The organism is Bacillus sp. AP8 (assembly GCF_000321185.1).
GTDB lineage: Bacteria > Bacillota > Bacilli > Bacillales > DSM-1321 > Bacillus_AD > Bacillus_AD massilioanorexius.
This window is the reverse complement of the sequence record NZ_CAPG01000114.1, coordinates 1-772: the sequence shown is the minus strand read 5'-3', so window position 1 is coordinate 772 and position 772 is coordinate 1. Positions and strand designations below refer to the sequence as shown.

Here is a 772-nt window from a genome sequence, read left to right as displayed (position 1 = left end):
CTGAATACAATTCCCCAAACACACCTACATACTCTGGAAATACTTGATCCAGCACGGATTGAAACTGTAACTTAGTCTGTACAAACATACCTGTCAAATTCTCGTGCTGTCTCGTCAGATTACGCAGGTTTAAAAGCTGAATACCGCGCTTTTTATATGGCTCTAAATCCTCTTTGTAATACAGCTCGCAGAGGTGGCGGGCATCGATTATGTCTGTTTTGACTTTACGTAAACTCGAACTTTTCGCTTTGTATGAAATGAGTGGATTCACAATGATTAATAAGTATCCTCTTTTCTCAAAATACTGAACGACAGGCAGATGATAATGCCCCGTAGACTCCAAAACAATGGGTGGTTGTAAGCCTGATAGCTCTTCTACTTCTTTGATAAAGGTGTGTAATTCCTGTAATCCATCCAGTGTATGTGCAACTTTAAAGCTCTTTTTGTAGGGTTTCTTTTTCTCCAAGAATGCTTGAACCTGACTTTCTCCTTTTGCGACATCCAGACCAATGACTGGATTCATGATATCTCCTCCTCAATAATAAATTAGCTGGTAACCCCTAAATGGCTCCTTATAGTGTCATAGCTTCGCTTGTTATACGAGATCTAAGTCCCAACCAGCTTCAATCATGTTTCTATAAGTAGGGGGCGAACGGTTTAGTTGTCGGGATTGAATCCCACGGGTGCTTACGTTCTACCCCAGCTACCATTAGTATTCTAGAACCTAAATAAAAAGGTCAACCAATAACATTGGTCAACCTTATAATACGAT

At 40.2% G+C, this 772-nt stretch carries 1 protein-coding gene; it reads right to left on the bottom strand.

Annotated features, from left to right (window positions below):
- A partial coding sequence (locus BN349_RS22900) for an IS110 family transposase (RefSeq protein WP_019244607.1) occupies nucleotides 1-523 on the bottom strand: 523 nt, incomplete at its 3' end.
- Nucleotides 524-772: the final 249 nt, after the last annotated feature.